Origin of the sequence: Paraburkholderia sp. BR10872 (assembly GCF_040965835.1) — a bacterium.
Lineage (GTDB): Bacteria > Pseudomonadota > Gammaproteobacteria > Burkholderiales > Burkholderiaceae > Paraburkholderia > Paraburkholderia nodosa_A.
Genome location: NZ_JBFRCN010000062.1, coordinates 1 through 18,392, shown reverse-complemented (window position 1 = coordinate 18,392; position 18,392 = coordinate 1). Strand labels below are relative to the sequence as shown.

The following is an 18,392-nucleotide window of genomic DNA, read 5'->3' as shown; positions in this document are numbered from 1 at the left end:
ACGAAGCGATTCTGCTAAGGATTCGCCCGGGAGCGCTTTGGCCGGGTGAGCGCGCCATATCGGCGGCGTGATTCGCCTTCGCGCAACGCGCAGAAGCCGAGCGCGGCGGACAACGGCGAGACGAGCGCGATGCCGCCGGGCTGGAGGGCGGAGGTTTCAGTCATGCGCATTCCCGTTCATGACGCGTCACACCTTGACGCTGTAATCGGCGACCTTGATGGGCCCGTTGATGATTCTGCGTTGCGCGAGCCAATCCGCCGCGCGCTGGAACTGCGCCATGAAGGCCGCGTCGTCCGGCTCGTGAAACTGGTTCACGCGCTTCAGGCTCGTCAGATAGTCGCGCACCTGGTCCGGATACTTCGCTTCCTTCTGCACGAGCTGTTCCGAATCGGCGGCATGCGCCGACTGCCAGGCGCCTTCCACGTAATACGCGTCGAGCACGGCGCGCACCAGCTCCGAATTTTCTTCGGTGAACTTACGACGTGTCACGAGCGAGCTGTAGTCGATGAGGAAATCGAGATCGCGCCCCTCGTTGAAAATGTCCTTCGCGTCATGCGAATAGCGCGCGATATCCACGGCGGGCGACCACATCGACCATGCATCGACTCTGCCTTGCGCAAATGCAGGCGCCGCATCGGGCGGATTCAGATAGACGAACTCGACCTTGTCGCGGTCGATATGATGCTTCTCCAGCGCCGCGATGAGCAGGAACTCGCCGAGCCCCGAGCGGTTCACCGCGACCTTGCGCCCGGCGAGGTCGGCAACCGAGTTGATGCCGCTCGACTTCTTCACGATGATGGCCGTGGACCGCGGCGAATACACGTCGAATCCGGTGAAGACGATGGGCGAGCCGGCCAGCATGGCGGCGAGCGCGGGTGTGGTGGAGCCCCAGAAGCCGAAGTCCGCGCTACCGCCGACCACGGCCTGGATCGAGGGCGCATGGTTCGGGAACGGACCGATCCATTCGACCTTGATGTTCTTCGCGGCGAGCGTCTTCTCGAACGCGCCGCGCTGCCTGGCGATGTCGGGCAGGGCGCCGTAACCCCAGCCAATGCGGACCGTGTCGGTGTTGCGCGTGAGCTTGCGGGGCGGCTCGGCCGCATGCGCGGAAAGAAGAGGCGCGGCTGCGGCGCCGGCAAGCAAACCTCCCGCCGCGAGCAGAAGCTGGCGGCGAGTCAGTGAAACATCGTTCATTCGTGGTGGTTCCTTCTGTAGAGAGCGGAGCGCATCAGTGCGACCGAACGCCCAGTCCCTCGAGCAGCGTGAGCCGCAATGCCTGCGGCGTGTGGTCTTTGGTGTGAAACGAAGCCGCGATGCGCCCGGCGCGCATGACGAGTATCCGGTCCGCGAGCGCGAGCGCCTCGTCGACGTCGTGGGTCACGAGCAGCACGCCCGGCGCGTGGCGCGCGACCAGCTGCTTCACGAGTCCATGCATCTTGATGCGCGTGAGCGCGTCGAGCGCGGCGAACGGTTCATCGAGCAACAGCAGCGCGGGGTCGCGCACGAGCGCCCGCGCGAGCGCCACGCGCTGCGCCTGACCGCCGGACAGATTGCGCGGCCAGTCGTCCTCGCGGCCTGACAAACCGACTTCGGCCAGTGCCCGGGTGGCGCCGGTGCGCCCGACGCTCGACTCGTGGCCGAGCGCGACGTTCTCCCACAAAGTGGCCCAGGGCAGCAGACGATGCTCCTGAAACACCACGGAGGGCCGCTCTGGCGCGCGAATTTGCCCGGCATCCGGTTTGTCGAGGCCCGCGAGCGCACGCAGCAGTGTGGTCTTGCCGCAACCGCTTTCGCCGAGCAGCGCGACGAATTCGCCCTTGCGGATATCGAGGTCGAGTGCGTCGATGACGACGCGCTCGCCATAACGGCGTTGCAGGCCGCGCACCGATACAGCGGACGGTGCCGCGGCGGCTTCGTTTGCGGCGCGAGGCGCGCCATTCGCAGGAAGGGACAACGCGACGGTGGAGCCCATTATTTCGCCCCCTTCGCGTAGTTAGCGTGCCAGGAGAGGAAGCGCGCTTCGAGCGAGCGAACCAGCGCGTCCGCGGCAACGCCGATGATCGCGTAAATAATCATGGTCAACAGGATGACGTTGGTTTGCAGGAATTCGCGGGCGTCCATGGCGAGAAAGCCGATGCCCTTGGTCGTCGCGAGCGTTTCGGCGATCACGAGGGCGAGCCACGCGTGCGCCAGCGCGTAACGCACGCCGGTGAGGATCGAAGGCATGGCGCCAGGCAGGATGATCCGGCGCACCACGGCCGGCCAGTTCAACCCGATCACCTTGGCCAGTTCCATCAGCTTGGGATCGATCTGACGAATGCCGAGCATCGTGTTGATGTAGACGGGAAACAGCACGGCGAGCGCGACCAGAAAAATCTTCGCGACTTCGCCCACGCCGAACCACACGATGACGAGCGGCAGCATCGCGAGAAAGGGAATCGCGCGGACCATCTGGATCGACCGGTCGATGAGCGCCTGCGCGAGCCGGGAAAAACCCACCAGTACGCCAAGCACGAGGCCGATCGTGCCGCCGATCAGAAGTCCTGTTACGGCACGCAGCAGCGAGACGCCGAGGTGCACGAACAGGTCGCCGTTGCGTGCAAGATCCCACGCCGTCGCGGCGACGCTGCTCGGCGCCGGCAGCACTTGCGGCGCGATCCAGCCCACGCGCGCCGCGAGTTCCCAGACCACGACGATCAGCGCGGGGATCGCCCACGAGAGCCAGAAATAAAAGCGACCCGTCGAAAGCCGCGAGCCGCCGGCGCGCGAAGGCGGTCCATAGCGGTTTGAAGAGGAGGTGACGTCTGCCATGGCGGTTCCGTAATTGCGGTGAAGTCCGGGCGATGGACGTCCGTTCAGGGCGCGGTCGACGAGAACTGTTTGTCGAAGCTCGGCGCAACGTCGAGGCGTGTTTTGATGACGTCCGCGCGCAGGTAGAGATCGGCGGTGCGCTGCTGCTCGGCGATCACGCCGTTGTCGATCGGCACGGGATGCAGTTGCGCGCGCTGATAGACGGTTTTGAGCACATCGGCGGGCAGACCCGTCACGCGCGACTGGATCGCCGCGACTTCGTCAGGATGCGAGAGCGCCCAACGCTGGCCGGCCGCCACGCGACGCAGGAAGTCGGCGAGTTCGGCGTGCTTGTCGCGGATCGCCGTATCGGTGGCGGCCTCGAAGCTCAAGCCCGATGAAACGCCCACGCCGTTCGCGATGCTGCGCGTATGCTGGCGCGCTTCGGTGAGTGCCACGTAAGGGTCCCATGTGGACCAGGCGTCCACGCTGCCGGTGGCGAGTGCGGCCTGGGCGTCGACGGGCTGCATGTACGACAAGGTCACGTCGGTGAGCTTGAGGTTCGCATGTTCGAGCGTGGCCACGGCGAGATAGTGGCCAATCGAGCCGCGCGTGGTGGCGATGCGCTTGCCCTTGAGGTCGGCAGCGTTGCGGATCGGCGAAGCGTCGGGCACGACGATCGCGAGATCGACAGGCGTCGAGCGCGTGGCCGAAACGGCGCGGATTTTCGCACCTGCCGAGTACGCGAAGATGAGCGGGGCGTCGCCCAGGCCGCCCACGTCGATCGCGCCCGCGTTGAGCGCTTCGCCCAGCGGCTGCGCGGCGGGAAAATTGAACCATTCGATCTGGTAGGGCACGTCCTTTAGCTGGCCCGACGCTTCGAGTATGCCGCGCGTCTGGAGCTGCTGGTCGCCGACCTTGAGCGTGGCGGCGGATACAGCCAGCGGCAATGTTGCAGCAATCGCGACAAGAAAGCGGACATAAGCGCGGCGCATGAAGATTCCCTGGGTAATGCGGATAGCGAAGAGAGCACGATACGGAGCGCTCCCATATAAGGCAAGCGCATTGTTCTTCTAAGGAAATATGCAGATCGCAAATGCGCCGGCGCTTGAACGAAGCGTTGCAACGACGTTAAGCTACGCGATCAATACACCGGGATCATCATGACACTCGACGAGATCGAAGCCTTCGTCGCCGTGGTGCGCAGCGAGTCGCTGAGCCACGCGGCCGAACGGCTCGAACTGACGCAGCCCGCCGTGACTCGCCGCATCCAGAATTTCGAGGAAGCATTGGGCGTGGCGCTGCTCGATCGCAACACCAAGCCCATGCGCACGACGCCGATGGGCCGCGCCGTGTACGACCAGTGCCGCGCCATCGTGCGAGAGATCGACGCGCTGCGGCAACTCGTGAACGACGGGGCGCCGCTTGCGGGCGTGCTGCGTGTGGGAGTAGCGCAAACCGTTGCCGACATCGCGATGCTCGACGCGCTGCAATCGCTGCGTCACGCGCATCCCGGGTTGCAGGCGCGCGTATCCACGGGGTGGGGCGCACCGCTGCTGCAAAAAGTGGAGGACGGCGAACTCGACGCGGCCGTCGTGCTGTTGCCCGCGAACCGCGCGTTGTCCGAAACGCTGGTGGCGGAGTCGCTCAGCTCGCTCAAGCTCGCCGTGGTCGCGCAAAAGGGGCTGCTGAAGCGCCGCGCCTGGACGCTCGCCGAATGCCAGTCGCACGGCTGGGTGCTCAATCCGGACGGTTGCGGCTTTCGCGCCGGCCTGCAGCATGCGCTCGCTGCGCAAGGCCACGCACTCAAACTGAATTTCGAAACGCTCGGCACCGAGTTGCAACTCGGGCTCGTCGCGGACGGCGTGGGCCTCGGTGTCGTGCCGTATCCGCTCGTCGTGGCGAGCGCGCACGCCGATTTGCTGGACATCGTGCAGGTGAGCGACTTCAAGCCCGAAATCGCGGTGCGTATCGTCCGCTCACGCGCCATTGGCAAGATGGAATCCGCTATCGCGGTGCTGGCGCAAAGCGTTGCGCAAAGCTTCAAGTCGGCGAAGCTTGCACGCGCGGCGTGAGCGGCGGTAGCGCTTGCGGCGGGCGGCAGCGGCTATACGGTCCCGTCGACGGCGCGAATCTTATGAGGTCTCGCGGTCTCTTCCCGAGAAAAACTGATCGTCGGGCACGACATTGAGCGCGATCGTCAGACGGTTCGCGTAATTGAAGAAAGCGGATATTTCGAGGATCTCGACGACCGCCTCACGCGTGAAGCCGAGGTCGTGGAGCCGCTGCAGAGCGCTGTCGTCGACAAGGCCGGGTTCGCGCGTGAGCTGCTCCGCAATCCCGGCGAGCGCCGCCTCCTTCGGATCCAGCCGCACGTGATGCCATCCCTGCGCGATGCGCTGTGCGCGCACGGTGTCGCCGAGCGCAGTCGCGAGCGACTGGGTGTGGTTGAACACGCAATAGCTGCAGGTGTTCGCCGCGGAAGTGACGACTGCGATCAGTTCTCGCTCGGCGGCCGTCAGGCGGCTGCGATGCGGGTCGAACAGATGTTCGTAGAACGCCACGAGCCGCGACGCCGTGTCGGGGTTGACGGCCAGTGCGGCCAGCCAGTTTGGCACGAAGCCGTATTGGCGCCGAAATCGCTCGAAGAGCTCGGCAGCATGCGGCGGCAGCCCCGATTCTTCGGGCAGGCCAAGCCGGGAGACGGGCTCGTGTGCGATGTCGTGACCGGCAACGAAATCCGCCCGACGCGACGCGATATCGATAGTGGATGCGGCAGAAGACATAAACGGACTCCTTATGTTTTGCGTGCGAACCGGAAATCTTCGAAGAATTGCTGAGATGCGTGCGCTATACGGTCTGGCCGAGGACGCCCAGCCATAGCTGGCCGATCAACTCGTGTGTTGCATCGGCGTTGGGCGGATGGAACGCGCCGGCGCGCACGTCGCGAAAAAGCCTTTCGAGTTCCTGCCGGCGCGAGAGCGAACCCGCGCCGCTCACCTGCAAGGCGAGATTGACCACACGCAGCGCGCCATCGACGGCGTGCTGTTTGGCCGCAAGGAGTTGCGCGAGCCACAGTTCGCCAGGTGCGTAGCCGTCCCACCAGCGCTGTGCGGTGCGCTCGAGCAGCGCCTCGATGCTCTCCAGTTCGATCGCGGCTTGCGCGACGTGGGCCTGCGTGAGCGGCTTGAACGCATACGTCTGGCCGCCCAGCGCGAGAGAGCGCCGCGATCGCGCCGCATCCAGCGCCAGGTCGAAAGCGCGCTTCGCGATGCCGTAATACACCGCGCCCAGCCCGGGCAGGACTGCGCCAAGAATGCCGTCGACGAATGGATCGTCGGGCGGCCCCGCGGGCAACACGCGGGTGACGTGCTCGGGCTGCGCAACGACGCCTTCGAGCCACGTGTCGTGACTGCTCGTCGCACGCAATCCGAGCGCGTCCCACGTGGGCTCGGTGCGATGGCCCGCCGCGTCCCGGCGAATGAAGGCGTGCACGATGCGCGGATTGGCCGGATCGCTGTCGTCGCGTCCATGCACGCCGAGCCAGTCCCATGCGGGGGCGAGCGACGTGAAGATCTTGTGGCCCTCGAAGCGCCAGGCGCCGCCGGGTAGCGGCGTCGCGCGCACTGTCGAGTCCGCGAGGCCCGCATCGTTGCCAGGCTCGCCATGGCCTGCGGCGAACACCTTGCCCGCGCCGATCTCGCGCAGAATCCAGTCGGCCGAAGGATCGCCGCGCCGCCACAGATGCAAGGCGGCGCCTGCCCAGTAGAGATGCATATTGAGTGCGAGCGCCGTGGCGGGCGCCCGGGAGGCGAGCCTGATCTGCTCGCGCAATAGCGCCGGCAGCGTGAAACCAAGGCCGCCGAACTGGCGCGGCACGCTTGCACGCAGGAAGCCTGATGCGTGGAGGTCAGCCAGATCCTCTGCGAAGAACGCGTTCTCGCGGTCGTACTGCGCTGCGCGGCCACCGATGCGCTCCAGCAGTGATTCGGTGAGCAGTGGCGACCCCGCTTGAGGGGTAAGTGATGATTGCGGCGCTCGATGTTCCAGTACGGTACTCAAGACGTTACCTCCTGCATGGGCGCGAGCGCGGGTCACGTCACCGTGTGGCGGAAGTGGCCGCGCCCGCAGCGATCCAGATACGGTTGAGAGGTCGCGCTTCAAGACTGCGGGAGCGCGCGGGCGGTGCAATCCGCTCGTTGCCCATTATGGTTTGGGATGCAAACCGTGGCCAATATCAAATCGAGATTTACATATCGAAGGCAGATAATAGGGATGCCGAATCATATGCGTTACTTTTCCGATTCGTTCGATGCGGCGGAAGGTGCGCGATGAAGGTGTGCGATGAAGGTGCGTTTTTCCGTGCCGCGATCAATGCACGTAGCCACCCTTCACGTAACGCACTGGCTCCGCGTCAATGCGCAGCAGTAGCGAAGTGAGCGGATCGGACCGCCCGCGGCTCACGCGCCCGCCGCGCCCGCCGCGTTCGCCGCCCGCGCCGGCGGCTGTGCAGAGCAGCGCCGCGTTGGCCCATGCGGGGTCGCCCGGTTTCGCCTCGGCGCGCAGCCAGCCGTCGCGGTCAGCGATCAGTTGCGAGCCCGCGAAGGCTTGCGCATTCACGCCCGCTATGCCCGCGAACGCAGTCCACGCTCCGGGCGAGACGGCCACGCACGAGGCGTCGCCATTCGCTGCCCAACGCGCGGCTTCGGACGGCGCGGGCAACGCGCCGTCGCGGAACAGCAGCAGCGTTTGCCAGCGCGGATCTTCGAGCGGCGGCGCGCGCCCGTCGACGGCCACGGCCCGCACTCGCTGCCCTGCGCGCCAACTGGCCAGCGGCACGGCCGGCGCGTCGCCGCAGCGCACGTCTAGTGCAGGCAGCGCCACAGGCACCGGCCAGCCTTCGCCGTCCTGCGCGCCGCCGCCCGCGGCCAGCACCTTCAGGTAATCGAGAATGGCCCACGTCTGCGCATCGGACAGGCGTCCTTCGAATCCGGGCATCGTTTGCGCGCCGTCGCGTGCGTGCATGCCATGCAGCACGCGCCAGAACACTTCCCCGTCCAGACGATGACCGAGCAGCGGGCCCACGACGGTCGGCGGCCAGTGCACGAGCGTGCCGGCGCGCGGGCCGTCGCCGCGGCCCGTGTCGCCGTGGCAGGCCGCGCACTCGCGCGCATAGTGTGCCGCGCCGAGCGCGATCGTCTCGACCGAGAAGGGCGTGGTCTGGAAGCTCGTGGGCACGGCGTCGGTCAGCCACAGCGAAGTGTCGGGCCACGGCGCGAACCAGGCGGCGAGTGCGGCCGCGGCGAACAGCGCGATGCGCCGCCCGCGCCAGACCAGACCCGCGACCGCGAGCAGCAGTGCGCCGCCGGTGGCGGCGAGCGCCAGTGCGAGCTGGCGCGCGACGCCCGCATCGATCAGCAGAACCTCTACGGCGAGGCGTTTCGGCCACGGCCACGCGGGCTGGCCGTGGCTGTCGCCGGCGATGCCGAGCGCGTGCGCCACACTGCCGAGTTCGACCTGCGCCGCCTGCAGCGCGCCGAGAAACGGGTTGAGCCAGGCGTTGCCGGAAAGCAGCGCGCTCATCGCCGCGCGTGGGATGAAGCGTGCCGCATCATTCGTATTCCTTACCAGCTCGCGTCGAGGCCGAGATGCTGCAAGGCTTCGCGGCGCAGCGCGGCAAACGCCGGGTCGCCGCGATGGCGCGGATAGGGCAGGTCGACATGCAGTTCGGCCGCGACGCGCGCGGGCCGCGGGCTGAACACGATCACGCGCTGGGCAAGAAAGAGCGCTTCTTCCACATCATGGGTGACGAGCAGCGCAGAGAAACGGTCGCGCTGCCAGAGATCCACGAGTTCGCTCTGCATTGCCAGACGCGTGAGCGAGTCGAGCTTGCCGAGCGGCTCGTCGAGCACGAGCAGGCGCGGATCGTTGACGAGCGCGCGGGCCAGCGCCACGCGCTGCGACATACCGCCCGAAAGCTGGTGCGGAAAGGCATCCGCGAATTCGGTGAGGCCAACGCGTTCGAGCTCGACATCCACACGCTTGCGCTCCTGCTTGATCACGCCGCGCGCCTGCAGCCCGAGCGCGACGTTCGCGCGCACGCGCCGCCATGGATAGAGCGTCGGGTCCTGAAACACCACGACGCGCGAGGGATCGGGCCGCTCGATCGGCGCGCCGTCTTGCAGGACCCTGCCGTGCGTCGCCGGTTCGAGCCCCGCGACGAGACGCAGCAGCGTGGACTTTCCACAGCCGCTTGGGCCCAGCAGCGCGACGAATTCGCCCGGCGCGACCGAGAGCGTCACGTCGTCGAGCACCGCGAGCGGGCCCTTGGGCGTGTCGAAGCGGTGGCTCACCTGCTCGACAGTGATATGTGCGCCCCGGATCGCTGGCTCGGGCGAAATCGAGGGCGTGGCGTGCGCCACGGCGGCATTTACCATTTGACGGTTCCTTTCTGCCAGACGAGCGTGCGATCGCGCACGAGGAAGAGCAGGGTGATGAGGCCCGAGAACAGGACAGCCATCACGAGCAGCGCGGCGTACATGTTCGAGTACGACGCCCACCCCTGCGCCCATGTGAGGTACCAGCCAAGGCCGGATTTCACGCCCATCATCTCGGCTGTCACGAGCACCGTGAACGAGGCGCTCAGGCCCATGAAGAGGCCGACGAAGACCTGGGGCAGCGCAGCCGGAATGGCGACGCGCAGCACGAGGAACCGCTGGCTTGCCCCGAGCGTGCGGGCCACGTCGTAGTACGCCTTGTTCACGCTCGCGACTCCCGACCACGTGAGCACGGTCACGGGGAACGCGGTGGCGAGCGCGATCAGGAAGATCGCGGCGGAACGGCTCGACGGGAAGATATAGAACGCGAGCGGGAGCAGCGCCGTGGCGGGCACGGGGCCGAGCACGCGCATGACGGGGTGCACCCAGTAGCCCACGGCGCGCGACCAGCCGATCGACACGCCGATGAGGAATCCGGCCACGCCGCCGTAGAGAAAGCCTACGGCGAGCAGGCCGATCGAATGGGCCACGCAATCGGCGAGCCGCGCCCAGTCGTCGCGATAGACCTCGACGAGCGCCTGCGGCGGCGCGAAGAACGGCGTAGGCAGGAGCGCGGTCTTCGCCGTGAGGATCTCCCAGAGCGCGAACGCAACGGGCAACGCGATCAGCCATGGTCCCGCTTTTCTCAAGCCGCGCAGCGCGGGCCGCAACCGCTCGCTGCCGCGTTCGAGAGCGGGCAGTACGAGCGCGAACAGCGCGAGCCATGCCGCGATCGCCCAGGCGGCCGCGCCCAGTTCGGCGGTATAGGCCCAGTCGGAAAAACCGGTGATGCGGTTCGGCCACAGGCGCGTGACGCCGCCAAACACGGCCCATGCCGCCGCGACCCCGAGCCCGGTGTACCACGCGGTTGGCTGCCCGGAAGAACGCCGGCCCCGCAGGTCGACATTCGCGAAAGGCTGGCCTGCGCCTTCGCTGGCCTCCAGTGCGTCGCTGGCGCCGGCGCGCGCCAGCGCAGGCTGTTCGAGCGTCGTCATCGCGTCACCCCAGTACGTTGGTGTAGACGGCCGCGGCGAAGCGCTGCGGGTCGGTGGTGGGCTTGAGCACGCCGGCGCGCTTGAAGTCCTCGGCGAAGTACGCGATCTCCTGCTGGAGATCGACGTTGGTCGGATGGTGATCGTAGGTGAGCGACGAATAGAGCTTTACAAGGTCATCCTCGGCGAATTTCGGCGTGTACTTCGCGAACGATTTCGCCGCTTCCCGCGGGTTCTCGCGCGAGAAGTCGGTGGCCTGGATCAGCGCACGCGCAAGCGCCGCAGCGGTCGGGCGATCGCTGCGCAGCAGCGAGCCCCGTGCGGCGATCACGCAGCAGACCTTGTGCGCGTATTCGTCGGAAAGATTGCTGGCGAGATGCGTGTATGCGCCCGGACGTTGCCGTTCCAGCAGATAGAGATTCGGGTCGCCGTCGGCGATGGCCTGGATCTCGCCCTTTTGCACGGCGACATCGAGCAGGTCCGCGGGATACTGGCGCCAGCTCACGTCGCGGTCCGGGTCGATGCCGTGCTTGAGCAGCATGATGGCGAAGAAGTTCTTGCCCGGAGAGGCGAGGTCGCTCACCCCCACGGTTTTGCCTTTGAGCGCGGCGAGCGACGTCACGCCGGCCGCGCTCGAGCCGATCAGGCGCACGCATCCGCCGTGCACGCTGCTGATGATCTTCACATCGAACCCTGCCTCCAACGGTTTGAGCCAGCGGTGGATCATGCCGACCGCAGCGTCGGCCTTGCCGGTGGAAAGCGTTTGCAGCAACTGGTCGTTCGAGCCGGCGTAGCTCACCAGATTGACCTTCAGTCCGTTCTTTTCGAAGAACCCCTGCTCCTGCGCGACGGCGACGGGCGTGAGGCAAAAGCCGTTCGGCGCCCACGCGAAGGTGAACGGCTTGAGCGCCGGCGCCGACCATGCCTTGCGGCCGAGTGTCAGAACCGGCGCGCTCAGCGCGGTCGCGCCGGCGGCGCGCAGCCATTTGCGGCGTTGCCCGTTCGGGGCGGGCGGGGTGAGGCTGGAACCGTGCAATGCGGCCATGAATCGGTCTCCGTGCGGATCGAAGTGAAGAGGCGCTTGAGGTGAGTGCGGTCTGCATACGTGCGCGCGCGTCGCCATGAATCGAATCGTATGTAAACCTAATTAAATGGCGTAAGTATTGGAAAGCGACGTCGAATGTCAGCGTAATGCCGAATCTGGTTTGCCGCGAAATAATGAATTGCGCAAACCATATGCTGTCGTTTGTCATCGGACGTTCCAGCGTGAATATTCCCGCCCATGCAGGCAAAGTGCATCGTGATGACGAAGTGATGCCCGTGCTGATTTGCTAACGCCAAAGCCTTCTTTGCCGTCGTGCGCTTCTTGCACCAGGATGAAGTGCCGCGGGCGCTTGTGTCCGCGTTTGTCATTACGGGAGCCTTCATGCGATATAAGGGCTACGAAGTCGAAGCGTCCGCACACGCATTGCCGAGCGGACTCTACGCGGCGAACCTGACCATCGAAAACTGGTCGTCGCCGCCCGGTTCGTCGTTCACTTTCGACGCACTCGATTACTTCTTCGAGGCCGATCACGCCATTGCGTACGCCTCGCGCTGGGCGCGACTGTGGATCGACCAGCGCGGCAGGCCGGCGTCATGTTGACGAGGGCGCACGCGATCCAATTCGCACGATTGCATCTCATACGTGTGCCCATTTGCATATCAGTTTTTATTGGTTGGAACGGCGGCGGCGCACTCGCATAGTGGAATCCTGATGGCTATAGGCGGCAGCGCTCCGAGGGTCGGGGCGCTGCCGTCCACATTAAGGAGACACTGATGACAGTGGAACTGCATGAAACGCCGCTGCACGCGGATCTGGAAGCGGCGCGCGGCGCCGCGCAGGCGGCCGGCCTGCCCTACGCGGGCAGCGTGACGCCGCGGCAAGCCTGGGCGCTCCATCAGGCGGGCGAAACGGTGCTCGTGGACGTGCGCACGGCCGAAGAGCGCAAGTTCGTTGGCCACGTGCCCGACACGTTGCATGTGGCGTGGGCCACGGGCACGAGCTTCACACGCAATCCGCGCTTCGTGCGCGAGCTCGAGGCAAAGACAGGCAAGAGCGCGGCGATTGTCCTGCTGTGCCGCAGCGGCAACCGGTCGGCACAGGCCGCCGAAGCGGCGGCCAAGGCGGGTTTTACCCATGTGTTCAACGTCGCCGAAGGCTTTGAAGGCGACCTGGACGAAGCCGGCCGGCGCGGGCGCCGTAATGGCTGGCGTTTTCATGACTTACCGTGGGTGCAGGATTAGAGCCTGTTCCCGACGCCCCCAACGAATAACGAAGAGAGAACTGGCGTGACCGTATTTCATGTGTCGGAAATCGTCGATGCGCTGCAGGGCGTGCGTCAGCAATGGCGGGAATTGCAGCGCCGCGCCCTGGAGCCGGGCGGGCGCGACCTGCCCGCGCGCGAAGCGCTGGCCGAGGTCGTCGAAACGCTCAAGGGCGTGCTGTTCCCGATGCGGCTCGGGCCGCCCGACCTGCGCCAGGAAAGCGAGAACTTCTACGTCGGCCATGCGCTCGACGCCGCGCTGCACGCACTGCTGGCGCAGGCGAGGCTCGAACTGCGCTACAAGGCGCGCCACGCCGAAACCGATCACGGCGAAATCGATGCACGCGCATTGGCCGCCGTGCGTGCGTTCTCGCAGCGCCTGCCAGTCATCCGTGGATTGCTCGACAGCGATGTGCTCGCGGCGTTCAACGGCGATCCGGCCGCGGGCAGCGTCGACGAGGTGCTGCTCTGCTATCCGGGCGTGCTGGCGATGATTCACCACCGGCTCGCGCACGAACTCTACCGGCTCGGTTTGCCGCTGCTCGCGCGCATCATTTCAGAACTGGCGCATGCGGCCACCGGCATCGACATTCATCCGGGCGCGCAGATCGGCAGTGCGTTCTTCATCGATCACGGCACGGGCGTCGTGATCGGCGAAACCGCGATCATTGGCGAGCGCGTGCGTGTGTACCAGGCCGTGACGCTCGGCGCAAAACGCTTTCCCCGCGACGCGGCCGGCAATCTCGAGAAAGGGCTGCCACGTCATCCCATTGTCGAGGACGAGGTCGTCATTTATGCGGGCGCGACGATACTCGGGCGTGTCACGCTCGGGCGCGGCGCGGTGATTGGCGGCAATGTCTGGCTGACCGAAAGCGTGCCGGCGGGGGCGCATATCACCCAGGCGATTTCCCGGCACGAAGTGCGCGCGCCGGCGCATGAACGCCCCGGCACCGCCGCGCCGGATGCCATCGCAACGGGCGCGGCATGATGAGCGCCATTGTCCATGACTTCGGCGCCACAGTGCGCCGCCTGCGCGAGGCGCAGGCCTGGTCGCAGGAGCGGCTCGCCGAACATGCGGGACTCAACCGCACCTACGTCGGCGAAATCGAGCGCGGCACGGCCATCGCTTCGATCGTCACCGTCGAAAAGCTTGCATTGGCTTTCGGCTTGGGTATCGCGGAGCTGCTTGCGGGTGGGGCCGCGGGCGCGCCGACCGCGATCTCGCTTCCCGGCAGCCCGTTGTCGCCCTGAGGCTTCCCGCACGCTGCCGTCTATAGCCGGTTGATCCGGCTCCATTGGCTCCTCATAATCAGCCGTCTTCATAAGCAAAGCAGTTTTCGTTATAAGTCACCGGAGCCCTCGTTCATGTCCTCGATTCAGAGCGGCCAGACCGCGCTTGGCGATAACGCCGCGCGGCAACTGGCGAATGCCACCAAAACCGTCCCGCAGCTTTCCACGATCACGCCGCGCTGGCTTACGCACCTGCTGCAATGGGTGCCGGTCGAAGCCGGTATTTATCGTCTGAACCGCGTTAAGGATCCCGAAGCAGTGCGTGCCGCCTGCACGGCGCGCGAGGACGAAGGCACGCTGCCCACGACATTCGTGCCTTACGAAGAGCAGCCGCGCGAGTACTTCCTCAACGCGGTGAGCACGGTGCTCGACGTACACACGCGGATTTCCGACCTCTACAGCAGCCCGCACGACCAGATCAAGGAGCAACTGCGCCTCACGATCGAAACGATCAAGGAGTTGCAGGAAAGCCAGCTCATCAACAATCCCGACTACGGCCTGCTGGCGAACGTCGAGGAAGACCAGCGCATTTTCCCGCTGACCGGCGCGCCCACGCCCGACGACCTCGACGAACTGCTCGCGAAGGTCTGGAAAGAACCCGCGTTCTTCCTTACCCATCCGCTCGCGATTGCCGCATTCGGCCGCGAGTGCACGCGGCGAGGCGTGCCGCCGCCTACGGTCAGCCTGTTCGGTTCGCAGTTCCTCACGTGGCGCGGCGTTCCGCTGATTCCTTCGGACAAGGTGCCGGTTGCCGACGGCAAGACCAAGATCCTGTTGCTGCGCGTGGGCGACAAGCGCCAGGGCGTGGTGGGCCTGTATCAACCGGGCGTGGCGGGCGAGCAGGGGCCGGGGCTCTCGGTGCGCTTCATGGGCATCAACAACCAGGCGATCGCGTCGTATCTGATCTCGCTGTACTGCTCGCTGGCGGTTCATTCGCCGGATGCGCTGGCTGTGCTCGATGACGTGGAAATCGGCAAGTACCATGACTACCCTGACACCTACCGCTAACCCAACGGAGATCGCGCATCCGCCGTTGCCGGGCGGACTGCCGGATCCCGCCACGCTCGCGCGGCTCGCCAACGAGTTCTTCAGCACGTTGCCGGGCGGCGCAGGCGCGCCCGGCGTCGCGGCAGGTAGCGGCGCGGTAGGCGGCGTGCCGTCCGCCTTGCCCGCGGCCGCGCCGATACTTGCCTCGGTCAGCAATCCGGCGCCGGCGGGCTCACCGCTCGCGGGTCCGGGCGGCACCGGCACGGGCGTGCCGGGCTTCGCGCCGCCGCAAGGCAAGGCACCGGGGTTGAATCTCGCGCCTTCCGCGCCCACGCACGTGCTTTCGCTCGGCAATCGCGTACCCGCGCTCGCGCCGCACGCGGCGGCGGCGAACGGACTGCCCGACAACGCGGTGACGGTCGCACCGGCGCTGGAGCCGCGCGCGGGCGGTGCGCTGCTTGGCGTGCCGCAAGCGTACGCCGTGTCCGAGCCGCCCGAGCCCGTGCGAGCCACGACGAGCGAGCGTTCGCCGTTCTACTTCACGGAAACGGCGGGCAACGGCTGGCGCGATACGGCGCGCGATATCGAGGTGCCGGTGCACGGGCTCCCTACGCCGGAGGCGTTCGGCTTGCCGGGCGACGATGCACTGCGTGGCCTGCTGACCCTCGATCATCGGGACTACGATTCAAGCGGCGGCCCCGCGCGATACTTTCTCGACGAACGGGCAGCGGCGCCAGGCGTGAGCCAGGGGGTGCCGTTGCGCGGCGCGCATCCGCCTTTCGATGTCAATGCGGTGCGCCGCGACTTCCCGATCCTCCAGGAGCGCGTGAACGGTAAGCCGTTGGTGTGGTTCGACAACGCCGCGACGACGCACAAGCCGCAGGCCGTGATCGATCGCCTCGCGTACTTCTACGCGCACGAGAACTCGAACATTCACCGCGCGGCGCACACGCTCGCGGCGAGAGCGACCGACGCGTACGAGCATGCGCGCAAGACGGTGCAGCGCTTCATCAATGCATCGTCGCCCGAAGAGATCGTGTTCGTGCGCGGCACGACCGAGGCGATCAACCTGATCGCGAAGACCTGGGGCGTGCAGAACGTGGGCGAGGGCGACGAGATCATCGTCTCGCATCTCGAGCACCACGCGAACATCGTCCCGTGGCAGCAGCTCGCCGCGCTCAAGGGCGCCAGGCTGCGCGTCATTCCGGTCGACGATTCGGGCCAGGTGCTGCTGGACGAGTACCGCAAACTGCTCAACGACCGCACGAAGATCGTCTCGGTCACGCAGGTGTCGAACGCGCTGGGCACGGTCGTGCCGGTGGACGAGATCGTGGAGCTTGCGCATCGTGCGGGCGCGAAGGCGCTGGTCGACGGCGCGCAGTCGATTTCGCACATGCGGGTGGACGTGCAGGCGCTCGATGCGGACTTCTTCGTGTTCTCGGGCCACAAGATCTATGGGCCGACCGGCATCGGCGTGGTGTACGGCAAGCGCGAGGTGCTGGAAAACATGCCGCCATGGCAGGGCGGCGGCAACATGATTCAGGACGTGACGTTCGAGCGGACGGTGTTCCAGCCGCCGCCGTCGCGCTTCGAAGCGGGCACCGGCAATATCGCCGATGCGGTGGGGCTGGGCGCCGCGCTGGACTATGTGAGCCGCGTCGGCATCGAAAACATCGCGCGTTACGAGCACGATCTGCTTGCCTACGCAACGAGCGTGCTCGCGCCGGTGCCGGGCGTGCGCCTCGTGGGCACGGCTCGCGACAAGGCCAGCGTGCTGTCGTTCGTGCTGAAGGGCTACAGCACCGAAGAGGTGGGGCAGGCGCTGAGCCGCGAAGGCATTGCAGTGCGCGCGGGGCATCATTGCGCCCAGCCCATTCTGCGCCGTTTCGGTCTGGAAGCCACCGTGCGGCCCTCGCTCGCGTTCTACAACACGTGCGAAGAGGTCGATGCGCTCGTGTCGGTCGTTCGCGGTCTGGCGCCGCGGCAGTAACACGACTCCGGAGCGGCGTTGCCTGACGCCGCTCCGCTTCCTCTTTTCCTCTCTCCTTTCCGTTTTCCACTTCCGCGCGATATCGATAAGCCCGTTCGTGAGATATCGATCTGCCAATCCGTTATTGGAGCGGCGCGCGCCGGCTTTCTATACTCGGTTTTCCATCAGCACTCGCACGAGGCGAGTGCCATTTTCACCGCGAATAACCGAGAGATAACCGCAAGGAAGCCACCCATGAGCCTGCGCCCACTGCACGATCGCGTGATCGTCAAACGACTCGACCAGGAAACCCGCACCGCTTCGGGCATCGTCATTCCCGATAGCGCCGCCGAAAAGCCCGACCAGGGCGAAGTGCTGGCCGTGGGACCGGGCCGCCGCGACAACGACGGCCGCCGCATTGCGCCGGACCTGAACGCGGGAGACCGCGTGCTGTTCGGCAAATACGCGGGCCAGACCGTGAAGGTCGACGGCAACGAACTCCTCGTGCTGCGCGAAGAAGACATCGTCGCAGTCGTCAATCAATAAGCGAGAACCTGAGAGAGCACGTCATCATGGCAGCCAAAGACATCGTATTCGGCGACATCGCCCGCACCAAACTCATCGAAGGCGTGAACCTGCTCGCCGACGCCGTCAAGGTCACGCTCGGCCCGAAGGGCCGCAACGTCGTGCTCGAACGCAGCTTCGGTGCGCCCGTCGTGACCAAGGACGGCGTTTCGGTCGCCAGGGAAATCGAACTGGCCGACAAGCTCCAGAACATCGGCGCGCAGGTCGTCAAGGAAGTCGCCTCGAAAACGAGCGACGCAGCGGGCGACGGCACCACGACCGCCACCGTGCTTGCGCAGGCGATCGTGCGCGAAGGGCAGAAGTACGTGGCGGCGGGGCTCAACCCGCTCGACCTGAAGCGCGGCATCGACAAGGCGGTGGTGGCCGCCGTTGAAGAACTCAGGAAGATCAGCAAGCCCACCACGACGAGCAAGGAGATTGCGCAGGTCGCGACGATTTCGGCCAACGGCGAGGAGTCGATTGGCCAGCGCATTGCCGAGGCGATCGATCGCGTGGGCAAGGAAGGCGTGATCACGGTGGAAGACGGCAAGTCGCTCGCCGACGAACTCGACGTCGTGGAGGGCTTGCAGTTCGATCGCGGCTATCTCTCGCCGTACTTCATCAACAACCCGGACAAGCAGGTCGCCGAACTCGACAATCCGTTCATCCTCCTGCACGACAAGAAGATCTCGAACATTCGCGACCTGCTGCCGCTGCTCGAACAGGTGGCGAAGGCCGGGCGCCCGCTGCTGCTGATCGCCGAGGATATCGAGGGCGAGGCGCTCGCCACGCTCGTCGTCAACAACATTCGCGGCGTGCTGAAGACGGTGGCCGTGAAGGCGCCGGGTTTCGGCGACCGCCGCAAGGCGCTGCTCGAAGACATCGCGATCCTCACGGGCGGCCAGGTGGTCGCCGAGGAAACGGGCCTCACGCTGGAGAAGGCCACGCTCCAGGAGCT

General features: G+C 66.3%; 20 protein-coding genes. 9 read left to right on the top strand and 11 right to left on the bottom strand.

Translation table 11 applies throughout. The features are described 5' to 3' along the window. Positions 1–14: 14 nt before the first annotated feature. Genes AB4Y43_RS34030 through AB4Y43_RS34010 form a run of 5 tightly spaced genes read right to left on the bottom strand, consistent with a single transcriptional unit; the run spans position 15 to position 3,785 of the window. Positions 15–164 carry a hypothetical protein gene (locus AB4Y43_RS34030; protein WP_368729793.1) on the bottom strand — a complete coding sequence of 50 codons (150 nt, stop codon included), beginning with the start codon at positions 162–164 and terminating at the stop codon, positions 15–17. A gap of 22 nt (positions 165–186) precedes the next feature. Continuing rightward, on the bottom strand, positions 187–1,194 hold the full coding sequence (locus tag AB4Y43_RS34025; protein WP_368729792.1) for an NrtA/SsuA/CpmA family ABC transporter substrate-binding protein: 1,008 nt from the start codon (positions 1,192–1,194) through the stop codon (positions 187–189). 34 nt (positions 1,195–1,228) lie between these two features. Beyond that, the gene (locus AB4Y43_RS34020) at positions 1,229–1,972 is read right to left on the bottom strand and encodes an ABC transporter ATP-binding protein (RefSeq protein WP_368729791.1); all 744 of its coding nucleotides are present in this window, start codon (positions 1,970–1,972) and stop codon (positions 1,229–1,231) included. Beyond that, a complete protein-coding gene (locus AB4Y43_RS34015; protein ID WP_342950090.1) occupies positions 1,972–2,811 on the bottom strand; it encodes an ABC transporter permease subunit in 840 nt (279 codons plus the stop codon). The genes AB4Y43_RS34020 and AB4Y43_RS34015 overlap by 1 nt, the downstream gene beginning before the upstream one ends. 44 nt (positions 2,812–2,855) lie before the next feature. Beyond that, the gene (locus AB4Y43_RS34010) at positions 2,856–3,785 is read right to left on the bottom strand and encodes an ABC transporter substrate-binding protein (protein WP_069266833.1); all 930 of its coding nucleotides are present in this window, start codon (positions 3,783–3,785) and stop codon (positions 2,856–2,858) included. 168 nt (positions 3,786–3,953) lie between these two features. On the opposite strand from AB4Y43_RS34010, the gene AB4Y43_RS34005 reads away from it, so the two are divergent. Then, complete coding sequence (locus AB4Y43_RS34005; protein ID WP_069266832.1) at positions 3,954–4,865, top strand: LysR family transcriptional regulator; 912 nt, start codon at positions 3,954–3,956, stop codon at positions 4,863–4,865. Between the two features lie 60 nt (positions 4,866–4,925). On the opposite strand, the gene AB4Y43_RS34000 is transcribed toward AB4Y43_RS34005, so the two are convergent. From AB4Y43_RS34000 to AB4Y43_RS33975, 6 genes are all read right to left on the bottom strand, one after another. Further along, positions 4,926–5,576 carry a peroxidase-related enzyme gene (locus AB4Y43_RS34000; protein WP_083245434.1) on the bottom strand — a complete coding sequence of 217 codons (651 nt, stop codon included), beginning with the start codon at positions 5,574–5,576 and terminating at the stop codon, positions 4,926–4,928. 64 nt (positions 5,577–5,640) lie between these two features. Then, positions 5,641–6,852 (bottom strand): acyl-CoA dehydrogenase family protein, encoded by a 1,212-nt coding sequence (locus tag AB4Y43_RS33995; RefSeq protein WP_368619487.1) that lies wholly within the window; start codon positions 6,850–6,852, stop codon positions 5,641–5,643. Between the two features lie 309 nt (positions 6,853–7,161). Further along, positions 7,162–8,373, bottom strand: a complete 1,212-nt coding sequence (locus tag AB4Y43_RS33990; RefSeq protein ID WP_368729790.1) for a cytochrome c — start codon at positions 8,371–8,373, stop codon at positions 7,162–7,164. Positions 8,374–8,414: 41 nt separating this feature from the next. Then, positions 8,415–9,227 carry an ABC transporter ATP-binding protein gene (locus AB4Y43_RS33985; protein ID WP_368729789.1) on the bottom strand — a complete coding sequence of 271 codons (813 nt, stop codon included), beginning with the start codon at positions 9,225–9,227 and terminating at the stop codon, positions 8,415–8,417. Continuing rightward, positions 9,221–10,321 (bottom strand): ABC transporter permease, encoded by a 1,101-nt coding sequence (locus AB4Y43_RS33980; protein WP_368729788.1) that lies wholly within the window; start codon positions 10,319–10,321, stop codon positions 9,221–9,223. The genes AB4Y43_RS33985 and AB4Y43_RS33980 overlap by 7 nt, the downstream gene beginning before the upstream one ends. A 4-nt stretch (positions 10,322–10,325) precedes the next feature. After that, positions 10,326–11,363 carry an ABC transporter substrate-binding protein gene (locus AB4Y43_RS33975; protein WP_342950083.1) on the bottom strand — a complete coding sequence of 346 codons (1,038 nt, stop codon included), beginning with the start codon at positions 11,361–11,363 and terminating at the stop codon, positions 10,326–10,328. A 381-nt stretch (positions 11,364–11,744) separates the two neighbouring features. On the opposite strand from AB4Y43_RS33975, the gene AB4Y43_RS33970 reads away from it, so the two are divergent. The 8 genes from AB4Y43_RS33970 to groEL form a co-directional block, all read left to right on the top strand. Then, positions 11,745–11,963, top strand: a complete 219-nt coding sequence (locus AB4Y43_RS33970; RefSeq protein ID WP_069266827.1) for a hypothetical protein — start codon at positions 11,745–11,747, stop codon at positions 11,961–11,963. A gap of 173 nt (positions 11,964–12,136) precedes the next feature. After that, positions 12,137–12,604: a rhodanese-like domain-containing protein gene (locus tag AB4Y43_RS33965; protein WP_342950082.1), complete on the top strand. Its 468-nt coding sequence runs from the start codon at positions 12,137–12,139 to the stop codon at positions 12,602–12,604. Positions 12,605–12,649: 45 nt separating this feature from the next. Then, a complete protein-coding gene (gene epsC / locus AB4Y43_RS33960) occupies positions 12,650–13,612 on the top strand; it encodes a serine O-acetyltransferase EpsC (RefSeq protein ID WP_342950081.1) in 963 nt (320 codons plus the stop codon). Beyond that, complete coding sequence (locus AB4Y43_RS33955) at positions 13,612–13,875, top strand: helix-turn-helix domain-containing protein (RefSeq protein WP_069266894.1); 264 nt, start codon at positions 13,612–13,614, stop codon at positions 13,873–13,875. Before epsC ends, AB4Y43_RS33955 begins: the two co-directional genes overlap by 1 nt. Before the next feature lie 114 nt (positions 13,876–13,989). Continuing rightward, entirely contained in the window at positions 13,990–14,922 is a 933-nt protein-coding gene (locus AB4Y43_RS33950; RefSeq protein WP_342950080.1) for a family 2A encapsulin nanocompartment shell protein, read from the top strand. Then, positions 14,897–16,891 carry a family 2A encapsulin nanocompartment cargo protein cysteine desulfurase gene (locus tag AB4Y43_RS33945; protein ID WP_342950079.1) on the top strand — a complete coding sequence of 665 codons (1,995 nt, stop codon included), beginning with the start codon at positions 14,897–14,899 and terminating at the stop codon, positions 16,889–16,891. The genes AB4Y43_RS33950 and AB4Y43_RS33945 overlap by 26 nt, the downstream gene beginning before the upstream one ends. 234 nt (positions 16,892–17,125) lie before the next feature. Continuing rightward, positions 17,126–17,416 carry a co-chaperone GroES gene (locus tag AB4Y43_RS33940; RefSeq protein WP_069266822.1) on the top strand — a complete coding sequence of 97 codons (291 nt, stop codon included), beginning with the start codon at positions 17,126–17,128 and terminating at the stop codon, positions 17,414–17,416. A gap of 26 nt (positions 17,417–17,442) precedes the next feature. Then, the coding region (groEL, locus tag AB4Y43_RS33935) for a chaperonin GroEL (RefSeq protein WP_368729787.1) at positions 17,443–18,392 on the top strand (950 nt) is incomplete at its 3' end.

Coding starts and splice junctions, on each gene's coding strand:
- AB4Y43_RS33990 (WP_368729790.1), bottom strand. CDS start 8,373: ATGAGCGCGCTGCTTTCCGGCAACGCCTGGCTCAACCCGTTTCTCGGC.
- AB4Y43_RS34015 (WP_342950090.1), bottom strand. CDS start 2,811: ATGGCAGACGTCACCTCCTCTTCAAACCGCTATGGACCGCCTTCGCGC.
- AB4Y43_RS34005 (WP_069266832.1), top strand. CDS start 3,954: ATGACACTCGACGAGATCGAAGCCTTCGTCGCCGTGGTGCGCAGCGAG.
- AB4Y43_RS34010 (WP_069266833.1), bottom strand. CDS start 3,785: ATGCGCCGCGCTTATGTCCGCTTTCTTGTCGCGATTGCTGCAACATTG.
- AB4Y43_RS33985 (WP_368729789.1), bottom strand. CDS start 9,227: ATGGTAAATGCCGCCGTGGCGCACGCCACGCCCTCGATTTCGCCCGAG.
- AB4Y43_RS33945 (WP_342950079.1), top strand. CDS start 14,897: ATGACTACCCTGACACCTACCGCTAACCCAACGGAGATCGCGCATCCG.
- AB4Y43_RS34000 (WP_083245434.1), bottom strand. CDS start 5,576: ATGTCTTCTGCCGCATCCACTATCGATATCGCGTCGCGTCGGGCGGAT.
- AB4Y43_RS33980 (WP_368729788.1), bottom strand. CDS start 10,321: ATGACGACGCTCGAACAGCCTGCGCTGGCGCGCGCCGGCGCCAGCGAC.
- AB4Y43_RS33940 (WP_069266822.1), top strand. CDS start 17,126: ATGAGCCTGCGCCCACTGCACGATCGCGTGATCGTCAAACGACTCGAC.
- AB4Y43_RS33955 (WP_069266894.1), top strand. CDS start 13,612: ATGAGCGCCATTGTCCATGACTTCGGCGCCACAGTGCGCCGCCTGCGC.
- AB4Y43_RS33975 (WP_342950083.1), bottom strand. CDS start 11,363: ATGGCCGCATTGCACGGTTCCAGCCTCACCCCGCCCGCCCCGAACGGG.
- AB4Y43_RS33970 (WP_069266827.1), top strand. CDS start 11,745: ATGCGATATAAGGGCTACGAAGTCGAAGCGTCCGCACACGCATTGCCG.
- AB4Y43_RS34025 (WP_368729792.1), bottom strand. CDS start 1,194: ATGAACGATGTTTCACTGACTCGCCGCCAGCTTCTGCTCGCGGCGGGA.
- AB4Y43_RS34020 (WP_368729791.1), bottom strand. CDS start 1,972: ATGGGCTCCACCGTCGCGTTGTCCCTTCCTGCGAATGGCGCGCCTCGC.
- AB4Y43_RS34030 (WP_368729793.1), bottom strand. CDS start 164: ATGACTGAAACCTCCGCCCTCCAGCCCGGCGGCATCGCGCTCGTCTCG.
- AB4Y43_RS33965 (WP_342950082.1), top strand. CDS start 12,137: ATGACAGTGGAACTGCATGAAACGCCGCTGCACGCGGATCTGGAAGCG.
- AB4Y43_RS33950 (WP_342950080.1), top strand. CDS start 13,990: ATGTCCTCGATTCAGAGCGGCCAGACCGCGCTTGGCGATAACGCCGCG.